This window comes from Faecalibacterium sp. (assembly GCF_052358865.1).
Classification (GTDB): Bacteria; Bacillota; Clostridia; order Oscillospirales; family Ruminococcaceae; genus Faecalibacterium; species Faecalibacterium butyricigenerans.
In genome coordinates this window covers 1-10,139 of the sequence record NZ_DAWCVJ010000081.1, presented here as the reverse complement: position 1 = coordinate 10,139, position 10,139 = coordinate 1, and the positions used below count along the sequence as shown (strand labels likewise).

Here is a 10,139-nt window from a genome sequence, read left to right as displayed (position 1 = left end):
GGAGAGGGTCAGGTCGAGGTGGTGGGGGCCGTCCTTGCCCACCGCGATGAAGGGGAGATTGAGCTGGGCCGAGAGGGCGCTGGACAGCTCCTTCTTGGCCTTTTCGGCCTCTTCCTTCAGGCGGCCCATGGCGGCGGGGTCGCGGGAGAGGTCGATGCGGTCAGATTTCTTGAACTCTGCCACCGCGTACTCCACGATGCGCTGGTCGAAGTCGTCGCCGCCCAGACGGGTATCGCCGCCGGTAGCCAGCACCGTGAAGGTGCCGTCCTCGATCTCGATGATGGAGACATCGAAGGTGCCGCCGCCGAGGTCGTAGACCAGGATCTTCTGGGGTGCTTCGTTGTCGAGTCCGTAGGCCACGGCTGCGGCGGTCGGCTCGTTGATGATGCGCAGGACGTTCAGGCCCGCGATGCGGCCCGCGTCCTGCGTGGCCTTGCGCTGGCTGTCGTCGAAGTAGGCCGGGACGGTGATGACGGCCTCCGTCACCGGCTCGCCCAGATAGCTTTCGGCGTCGCGGCGGATCTTGGTCAGGATCATGGCGCTGATCTCCTGCGGGGTCAGGTCCTTGCCGTCGATGTGGACGCGGTAGTCGCTGCCCATATGCCGCTTGATGCTGGACACCGTCCGTCCGGAGTTGGCGGCGAGCTGGCGCTTGGCTGCGCCGCCCACCAGCCGCTCGCCGTCCTTGGTAAACGCCACCACACTGGGGGTGGTGCGTTCGCCCTCTGCGTTGGTGATAACGACGGGCTTGCCGCCCTCCACCACGGCTACGCAGCTGTTGGTGGTGCCAAGGTCAATACCGATCACTTTGCTCATTCTGGTCGTCCTCTCTGTTTTTGCGACGCGCATATTTTCTCATAGGTATCATATCGGTTCCGTATGACGATTCCTTGGAGCATTTGTAAAGATTTTGTGTTTCAGCCCGACTCGTTCTCGAGCAGCTGGCGGATGACGCGCTCGGTCTCATCCAGCCAGCTCCGGGCCGTCTCGTCGCCCTCCTTTTGGCGGATGAGGAAGCCCTGTTTTGCCTCGGCCAGCTGGGCCAGCGCCTGCCTGCGGGAGATATACTGCGTCTCATACTGGGCCACCCGGAGGCAGACCTGCGGCATATAGGCGATGTCGGGGGTGGAGGCGCAGAGCTTCTGGGCCTTGCGGTAGGCCCGCAGGGCTGCGCCCACGCCCTTGCCCTGTACCATGGCGTCGTCGCCCAGCGCCACCCATGCGGCTACGTCTCCGGCATCGGCGGCTTTTTTCCAGAACTTCCGGGCCTGCGCGGGGCTTTTGCGGCAGCCTTTGCCCTCGTAGAGCAGCTCGCCCATCATGGCGAGGCCCTCGGCGCAGCCCTCCTCGGCGGAGAGCTGATAGAAGTGCATCGCGTCGTCCCAGCGGCCCTCGGCCATAGCCCGGTTCCCGGCCCGCAGCTCCTCTTCGCCCGGCTCGCTGGTGTCGCGGCCGGCATGGAGCAGGCCGTTGAGGAGCGAACAGTCCAGCGTGGCCGAGCTTGTCCATGGGTCGATGACCACACCGTCGATGTGGTCAGAGTCCAGCGCCGACTGCATGGCGGCAGACAGAAGCATTTCGGCCATAGGGCGGCTGGCGGTGCCCTTGTCGGCCTCCGCCGCCCGCACCGAGGTGAAGAGGGGCAGATAGCACCGGCCCTTCTGGGTGTGCAGGGTCCAGAACGGCAGGTCCTTGGCCTTCTCCGCCGGGACGGGGTGCTCGGCCCACGGGGCCGCGCCGTCCGGCTGGTCGGACGAGGCTTCCAGCGGCACCAGCACCCGGGTGTCCAGCTCGAGGGCATAGTTGATGGCGTTCATCAGCGCCCAGAAGCTCTCCTCGTTCTGGCCCTTATAAAGCGCAGCCACTGCCCGCTCCACGGCGGGGCAGCCTGTGCCCAGCGGCCCATACTCCGGCAGCTTTTTGCGGTCTGCCGCGCCCACCGGGCGCAGCCGCAGCCGTGCTGTTCCATCCTTTGCCATAGCATCCACCATTCTTTCGTTTGAGATTCCTTTCCAGTATAGCAGGATTTTCCGTTTTTCTCAATCGGAAACATGGCATTCTGGTTTGGAATGCGCTATAATAAAAACTGTTTTGACTGAAATACATCAGAGAAAGGGAGAATCGAGCCTTGAATAAAATGCTTCGCTACCTCAGCGGCTACAAGCGCGAGAGCGTGCTTGCGCCGCTTTTCAAGATGCTGGAAGCCACCTTTGACCTGTTCGTGCCGCTTGTGATGGCCGACATCGTCAACGTGGGCATCGCAGCCCACGACTTCCGCTACATCCTCGTGCGGTGCGGCATCCTGCTCCTGCTGGCCTTCGTGGGCCTTGTCTGCAGCCTGACCGCCCAGTATTTCTCGGCCAAGGCTGCGGTGGGTTACTCCACCGGCCTGCGCCACGCGCTGTTTGAGCACATCCAGCGCCTGAGCTTCACCGAGATGGACACCATGGGCACCAGCACCCTCATCACCCGGATGACCAGCGACGTCAATCAGGTGCAGAGCGGCCTGAACCTCTTCCTCCGGCTGTTCCTTCGCAGTCCCTTCGTGGTGTTCGGCGCGATGGTCATGGCCTTTACGGTCAATTTCCGCGCCGCCCTCATCTTCGTGGTGGCCATCCCGCTGCTGAGCGTCGTGGTCTTCGGCGTCATGGTCATCACCCGACCCCTGTATAAGGCGGTGCAGGCGCGGCTCGACCGCGTGCTGGGCCTGACCCGCGAGAACCTCACCGGCGTCCGCGTCGTCCGCGCCTTCGACAAGGAGAAGACCGAGGTGGACCGTTTCGAGGACGCCAACGAGCTGCTGACGAAGATGCAGCTCCACGTCGGCCACATCTCCGCCCTGATGAACCCGCTGACCTATGTGATCATCAACCTCGCCATCGTGGCGCTGCTGTATGTGGGCAGCATCGAGATCAACATCGGGGGCATGGCCTCCGGCGACGTCATCGCGCTGGTCAACTATATGAACCAGATCCTGATCGAGCTGGTCAAGCTGGCCAACCTCATCGTGCAGGTGAGCAAGGCGCTGGCCTGTGCAGGCCGTGTGCAGGCCGTGCTGGACACCGAGCCGGGCATGGAGTTCCCGCAGGAGCCTGCCGGTGAAGTCCCGGCGGAAAAGGCCGGCGACGCCGTCCGCTTCGACCATGTGGGCCTGACCTATCAGGGCGCAGGCGCACCCAGCCTCTCCGACATCAGCTTCACGGCCAAGCGCGGCCAGACCATCGGCGTCATCGGCGGCACCGGCAGCGGCAAATCCAGCCTCATCAGCCTCATCCCCCGCTTCTACGACGCCACCGAGGGCAGCGTGGAGATCATGGGCCGCCCCGTCCGGCAGTACTCCCGGGCCGACCTGCGGGGCAGGGTGGCCGTGGTCATGCAGAAGGCCCAGCTCTTCGGCGGCACCATCCGCTCGAACCTGCTCTGGGGCAACCAGAACGCCTCCGAGGCTGACCTCTGGGCCGCGCTGGAGACGGCGCAGGCTGCGGAGTTCGTCCGGTCCAAGCCCCTCGGCCTCGATGAACCGGTGGAGCAGGGGGGACGAAACCTCTCCGGCGGCCAGAAACAGCGCCTGACCATCGCCCGCGCCCTCGTGGGCAGGCCCGACATCCTCATCCTCGACGACAGCGCCAGTGCACTGGACTACGCCACCGATGCGGCCCTGCGCAAGGCGCTGGCCGCGCTGCCGGGCGCTCTGACCGTCTTCATCGTCAGCCAGCGTGCCGCCAGCCTGCAGCACGCAGACCAGATCATCGTGCTGGACGACGGCCGTATGGTGGGCCTTGGCCGTCACGCCGAGCTGCTGGACAGCTGCCCGGTCTATCGTGAAATTTACGAGAGCCAGTTCAAGAAAGGGGATGCGCAGAAATGAGTGCAAAAGCAAAAAGCAGGCTGACCCCTGAGCAGCAGAAGGCCACCATGACCCGGGTGCTCCAGAAGATAAAGCCCTACGGATTTTTTGTGGGGTGCAGCCTCATCGTGGCGGCGGTGAGCGTCGCGGCCCAGCTGTATATCCCCATCCTCTGCGGCGACGCCATCGATATGATGCTGGGCAAGGGGAACGTGGACTTCGCGGGCGTGCTGCGCATCGTGTATGAGATCGTGGCTGTGGCCGTGACCGCCGCCTTTGCGCAGTGGCTGCTGAGCGTCTGCAACAACCGCATCACCTTCGCGGTCAGCCGCGACCTGCGAAACGCCGCCATGCGGAAGATCCAGACCCTGCCCCTCTCCTACCTCGACAGCCACCCCTCCGGCGACATCGTGAGCCGGATGGTGGCCGACGTGGATACCTTCGCCGACGGCCTGCTGATGGGCTTCACCCAGCTGTTCTCGGGCGTGCTGACCATCCTCGGCACCCTGCTGTTCATGTTGCGGCAGAATGTGCCCATCACGCTGGTAGTGGTCTGCATCACCCCCCTGAGCCTCGTGGTGGCCAGCTTCCTCGCCAAGCGCAGCTATGGCTACTTCCAGAGCCAGAGCACCGTCCGCGGCGAGCAGACCGCCCTCGTCAACGAGATGATCGAGGGCCAGAAGGTCGTGCAGGCCTTCGGCCATGAGGCCCAGAGCCTTGCGGCCTTCGATGAGGTGAATGGCCGCTTGCAGGACGTGAGCCTGAAGGCCATCTTCTTCTCCAGCCTGACCAACCCCGCCACCCGCTTCGTCAACAACATCGTCTACGCAGGCGTCGGCCTCGTGGGTGCACTCTACGCGGTGGGCGGCGGCATCTCCATCGGCCAGCTGAGCATCTTCCTGAGCTACGCCAACCAGTACACCAAGCCCTTCAACGAGATCTCCGGCGTCGTGACCGAGCTGCAGAACGCTCTGGCCTGCGCGGCCCGGGTGTTCGAGCTGCTGGACGCCGAGGACCAGTGTCCCGAAGCCGAAGACGCTGCCCGGCTCGAGCCGGACGGCCACGTCCAGATCGAGGACGTCTCCTTCCGCTACCTGCCCGACCGCCCGCTCATCGAGGGGCTGTCTCTGGACGTCAGGCCCGGCCAGCGCATCGCCATCGTCGGCCCCACCGGCTGCGGCAAGACCACCCTCATCAATCTGCTCATGCGGTTCTATGACGTCAACGGCGGTGCCATCAAAGTTTCCGGCACCGACATCCGGGATGTGACCCGCGCCTCCCTGCGGGGCAGCTACGGCATGGTGCTGCAGGACACCTGGCTGCGGGCCGGTACGGTGCGGGAGAACATCGCCTACGGCAGGCCGGACGCCACCCTCGACGAGGTGGTGGCCGCAGCCAAGGCTGCCCACGCCGACAGCTTCATCCGCCGCCTGCCCGAGGGCTATGACACCGTCATCGCCGAGGACGGCGGCAACATCAGTCAGGGCCAGAAGCAGCTGCTCTGCATCGCCCGCGTGATGCTCTGCCTGCCCCCGATGCTGATCCTCGACGAGGCCACCTCCTCCATCGACACCCGCACCGAGGTGCGCATTCAGGCGGCTTTTGCCCGGATGATGCAGGGCCGCACCAGCTTCATCGTGGCACACCGCCTGTCCACCATCCGGGAGGCCGACGTCATCCTCGTGATGAAGGACGGCCACATCGTGGAGCAGGGCGACCACGACACGCTGCTGGCACAGGGCGGCTTCTACGCCAAGCTCTACAACAGCCAGTTCGAGGGCGTGGAGACCTGAGCGGGGAGAAACGCAAATTTTGGAAAATTTCACCGCCGCTCACATGAAATCGTTTCAGCTTCGTCATGAGGCAAACTTCTTGACAGGGGCGGCAGGTTTTGCTAAAATGAGGTCACTTTGAACAAAGCGCAAATGCGTTGACGGGGAAAAAACGATTTTCTTCTGCGTGCAGAGAGCCGCCGGGTGGTGCAAGGCGGTGCAGAGGGTTTCGGTTACTGGCCCCTGAGCGGCAGGGCTGAAGCAGACAGTAGGCCCTGACGGAAGCCCACCGTTATCCGGGCAGCGATTCGCCCCAAAAAGCCGATCGTGCAGAGCGGCTGTGTGTTGAGCACAGCAAAGAGAGTGGTACCACGGGTGCCCTGTAACAGAAATTACAGGCTCTCGTCTCTCAGGGGATTTCGTCCTTTGAGAGACGGGAGCCTTTTCGTTTGTTAACAGGAGTCAACCTCTCCGTCACGCCTACGGCGTGCCACCTCTCCTATCGAGGAGAGGCCTTGGCATTCCGGAAAGCTTTCCCTCTTCGCCAGAGGCTCCCCTCGGTAGGGGCAACGACGACGACCGCTGCCAGTGGCAGAAACAGGGAGTCGTTGTTGGGGCCGCGGCCAGCAAGACGCGAGTGCTTATCAAAGCACGAAGCGGATGCTGGGGGCCGCAACCCGGCCTTGTCGAGCGAATGCGAGACTGAGAGGTTGATACAGAAAAACGGAGGAAAACAAAATGATGGACGCTACCAAATACGCACCGGGATATTACCCCGTGCCCGCCGGTTATGACAGCTGGGTCAAGAAGGACCACATCGAGAAAGCTCCCGCATGGTGCAGCGTGGACCTGCGGGACGGCAATCAGGCCCTGATCGTCCCCATGAGCCTTGAGGAAAAGCTGGAATTTTTCCAGATGCTGGTGAAGATCGGCTTCAAGGAGATCGAGGTGGGCTTCCCCGCCGCCAGCGAGACAGAGTACGAGTTCCTCCGCACCCTCATCGAGAAAAACATGATCCCCGAGGACGTCACCGTGCAGGTGCTGACCCAGTGCCGTGACCACATCATCCGCCGCACCTTCGAGGCGGTCAAGGGCGCACCCCGGGCCGTCATCCACTTCTACAACTCTACTTCCGTCGCCCAGCGTGAGCAGGTGTTCCATAAGTCCAAGGAGGAGATCAAGCAGATCGCCGTGGACGGCGCAAAGCTGGTCAAGCAGCTGAGCGAGGAGTACGAGGGCAATTTCCTCTTCGAGTACAGCCCCGAGAGCTTCACGGGCACCGAGGTGGACTACGCCGTGGAGGTCTGCAACGCGGTGCTGGACATCATGCAGCCCACCCCCGACCGCCCCATGATCATCAACCTGCCGGTCACGGTGGAGATGAGTATGCCCCATGTCTACGCCAACCAGATCGAGTACTGCGACAAGCACCTGAAGTACCGCGACAGCGTCATCATCTCCACCCACCCCCACAACGACCGCGGCACCGGCGTGGCCTGCGCGGAGCTGGCGGTTCTGGCAGGCGCACAGCGGGTGGAGTGCTGCCTCTTCGGCAACGGCGAGCGGACTGGCAATGTGGACGCTGTGACCCTCGCCATGAATCTGTACAGCCACGGCGTAGACCCGAAGCTGGACTTCTCCGATATGCCTGCCATCTGCGCCACCTACGAGCGTGTCACCCGGATGCACATTTATGAGCGCACCCCCTACGCCGGTCAGCTGGTCTTTGCCGCCTTTTCGGGCAGCCATCAGGACGCCATCGCAAAGGGAATGGCCTACCGCAAGGAGAAGGGCGACCACCGCTGGACCTGCCCCTACATCCCGGTGGACCCCCACGACATCGGCCGCACCTACGACGCCGACGTCATCCGCATCAACAGCCAGAGCGGCAAGGGCGGCATCGGCTTCGTGCTGGAGCAGAACTACGGCTACAACCTGCCCGCCAAGATGCGGGAGGCGCTGGGCTATAAGGTCAAGAGCGTGTCCGACCACAGCCACAAGGAGCTGAGCGCAGGCGAGGTGCTCCACATCTTTGAGGAGGTCTTCCTCAACAAGACCAAGCCCCTGTCCGTCGTCGAGGCCCATTTTGCGCAGGTCAACGGCATCACCGCCACCGTCACGCTGGACATGAACGGCCAGCGCAAGGTCATCACCTCGGTGGGCAATGGCCGTCTGGATGCCGTGGCCAACGCCATCCAGAGCGCCACCGGTATGGAGTTCCATCTGGAAACGTATTCGGAGCACAGCCTTGACGAAGGCTCTACCTCCCGCGCAGCTTCCTATGTGGGCCTCGAGTGGGGCGACGGCACCGTCACATGGGGTGCAGGCACCGACACCGACATCATCGTCGCCGGTGTGCACGCGCTGGTGAGTGCCATCAATAATAAGTAACGAGAGTAAATAAGGGGCAGCTCTGTACAACCTCTCCGTCATTGCTTCGCAATGCCACCTCCCCTATCGAGGGGAGGCCTTGGCAGTCCCCGCAAAGTAAACGGTTTCGCCAGAGGCTCCCCTACTAGGGGAGCTGCCGCCGCAGGCGGCTGAGAGGTTGGACAGAGGAGAGACTGACCATAGAGAACAAGCTACGATAAAAGGAGAGTACCATCATGGGAATGACCCAGACGCAGAAAATTCTGGCCGCACACGCGGGCCTCGCCGAGGTCAAGGCGGGCCAGCTCATCAACGCCAAGCTCGACATCGTGCTGGGCAACGACATCACCACACCGGTGGCCATCAACGAGTTCGAGAAGGCAGGCTTTGACGGCGTGTTCGACAAAGAGCACATCGCCATCGTTCTCGACCACTTCGTGCCCAACAAGGACATCAAGAGCGCGACCCAGTCCAAGCAGTGCCGCGAGTTTGCCAACAAGTACGACATCCTCAACTTCTATGATGTGGGCCAGATGGGCATCGAGCACGCGCTGCTGCCCGAAAAAGGCATCGTGACAGCGGGCGACTGCGTCATTGGCGCAGACAGCCATACCTGCACCTACGGTGCGCTGGGCGCTTTCTCCACCGGTGTCGGCTCCACCGATATGGCGGCCGGCATGGCCACCGGCATGGCATGGTTCAAGGTGCCGGCTGCCATCCGGTTCGTCCTGACCGGAATGCTGCCCCCGCGGGTGTCCGGCAAGGACCTCATCCTCCACATCATCGGCATGATCGGCGTGGACGGTGCGCTGTATAAGTCGATGGAGTTCACCGGCCCGGGCGTCGCTTCGCTGTCGATGGATGACCGCCTGAGCATCTGCAACATGGCCATCGAGGCGGGCGCAAAGAATGGCATCTTCCCGGTGGATGACGTGACCAAGGCCTACCTCAAGGGCCGCAGCCAGCGGGAGCCGGTGTTCTACGAGGCCGACCCGGACGCCGAGTACGAGAAGGTCATTGAGATCGACCTGTCGGCCCTCGAACCTACCGTCAGCTACCCTCATCTGCCCGAGAACACCCACCCCGCCAGCGAGGGAAAGGACATCAAGATCGATCAGGTGGTCATCGGCAGCTGCACCAATGGCCGCCTCGAGGATATGGAGGCCGCTTACAACATCCTGAAGGGCAAGCACATCGCAAAGGGCGTGCGCGGCATCATCATCCCCGCCACCATGGCTGTGTATAAGGAGTGCATCCTGCGCGGCTGGACGACGGCCTTCATCGACGCGGGCTGCATCGTCTCCACCCCCACCTGCGGCCCCTGCCTCGGCGGCTATATGGGCATCCTCGCCGAGGGCGAGCGCTGTGTCTCCACCACCAACCGCAACTTCGTGGGCCGTATGGGCCATGTCAAGAGCGAGGTGTATCTGGCATCGCCCGCTACCGCCGCCGCCAGCGCACTGACCGGCTATATCACCGACCCCCGCACGGTCTGAGAAAAGGAGAGTCACCCATGAACAACGCAAACGGTTCTGTTTTTAAATACCCGGACAACGTGGATACCGATGTCATCATCCCGGCCCGCTACCTGAACACCCAGAATGCTAAGGAGCTGGCCGCACACTGCATGGAGGACATCGACAAGGACTTCATCAACAAGGTGAAGGAGGGCGACATCATGGTGGGCGGCTGGAACTTCGGCTGCGGCTCCTCCCGTGAGCACGCGCCGCTGGCCATCAAGGCCGCAGGCATCTCGGTCGTCATCGCCAAGAGCTTTGCCCGCATCTTCTACCGCAACAGCATCAACATCGGCCTGCCCATCATGGAGTGCCCCGAGGCGGTGGACGCCATTGGTGCAGGGGACACCGTCAGCGTGAACTTCGACACCGGCGTCATCACCGATGAGACCACCGGCAAGACCTTTCAGGCCGAGCCTTTCCCGCCCTTCATCCAGAAGATCATCGCCGATGGCGGCTTGATGAAGTCGCTGACGAAAAAGTAAAGTTTTTGCTGTGGGGGTGAGGTTTCGCGGGGTTAAGTTTTCTTATGAACGGCTTCACGCGCTTGTGGCGCGGGGTTAGAGCGCGATTACGCGAGGCTAAGTTCTCTTTTGCGTGCCAAAAGAGAACCAGAAAAGCACCCGCTACTTT

General features: G+C 62.8%; 7 protein-coding genes and 1 other annotated feature. Of the genes, 5 read left to right on the top strand and 2 right to left on the bottom strand.

The annotated features are described in order from the left end of the window. Positions 1 to 816, bottom strand: an 816-nt coding sequence (locus ACT8X9_RS11190) for an Hsp70 family protein (protein WP_444269040.1), incomplete at its 3' end; no start/stop codon positions are given. 101 nt (positions 817 to 917) lie between these two features. Then, a complete protein-coding gene (locus ACT8X9_RS11185; RefSeq protein ID WP_444269039.1) occupies positions 918 to 1,979 on the bottom strand; it encodes an SseB family protein in 1,062 nt (353 codons plus the stop codon). Positions 1,980 to 2,128: 149 nt separating this feature from the next. Here ACT8X9_RS11185 and ACT8X9_RS11180 point away from each other — a divergent pair, with 149 nt between their 5' ends. From ACT8X9_RS11180 to leuD, 5 genes are all read left to right on the top strand, one after another. After that, positions 2,129 to 3,868, top strand: a complete 1,740-nt coding sequence (locus ACT8X9_RS11180; RefSeq protein WP_444269038.1) for an ABC transporter ATP-binding protein — start codon at positions 2,129 to 2,131, stop codon at positions 3,866 to 3,868. Next, positions 3,865 to 5,640, top strand: coding sequence for an ABC transporter ATP-binding protein (locus tag ACT8X9_RS11175; protein WP_444269037.1), 1,776 nt, complete (start codon positions 3,865 to 3,867; stop codon positions 5,638 to 5,640). The genes ACT8X9_RS11180 and ACT8X9_RS11175 overlap by 4 nt, the downstream gene beginning before the upstream one ends. Positions 5,641 to 5,768: 128 nt before the next feature. Next, positions 5,769 to 6,032: a binding site (T-box leader), on the top strand. A 325-nt stretch (positions 6,033 to 6,357) separates the two neighbouring features. Next, complete coding sequence (locus ACT8X9_RS11170; RefSeq protein ID WP_249233579.1) at positions 6,358 to 8,010, top strand: 2-isopropylmalate synthase; 1,653 nt, start codon at positions 6,358 to 6,360, stop codon at positions 8,008 to 8,010. A 215-nt stretch (positions 8,011 to 8,225) separates the two neighbouring features. Next, positions 8,226 to 9,485 carry a 3-isopropylmalate dehydratase large subunit gene (gene leuC / locus ACT8X9_RS11165; protein WP_249233578.1) on the top strand — a complete coding sequence of 420 codons (1,260 nt, stop codon included), beginning with the start codon at positions 8,226 to 8,228 and terminating at the stop codon, positions 9,483 to 9,485. Positions 9,486 to 9,502: 17 nt separating this feature from the next. Beyond that, a complete protein-coding gene (leuD, locus tag ACT8X9_RS11160; RefSeq protein ID WP_444269036.1) occupies positions 9,503 to 9,991 on the top strand; it encodes a 3-isopropylmalate dehydratase small subunit in 489 nt (162 codons plus the stop codon). Positions 9,992 to 10,139 lie beyond the last annotated feature (148 nt).

Coding starts and splice junctions, on each gene's coding strand:
- leuC (WP_249233578.1), top strand. CDS start 8,226: ATGGGAATGACCCAGACGCAGAAAATTCTGGCCGCACACGCGGGCCTC.
- ACT8X9_RS11175 (WP_444269037.1), top strand. CDS start 3,865: ATGAGTGCAAAAGCAAAAAGCAGGCTGACCCCTGAGCAGCAGAAGGCC.
- leuD (WP_444269036.1), top strand. CDS start 9,503: ATGAACAACGCAAACGGTTCTGTTTTTAAATACCCGGACAACGTGGAT.
- ACT8X9_RS11170 (WP_249233579.1), top strand. CDS start 6,358: ATGATGGACGCTACCAAATACGCACCGGGATATTACCCCGTGCCCGCC.
- ACT8X9_RS11185 (WP_444269039.1), bottom strand. CDS start 1,979: ATGGCAAAGGATGGAACAGCACGGCTGCGGCTGCGCCCGGTGGGCGCG.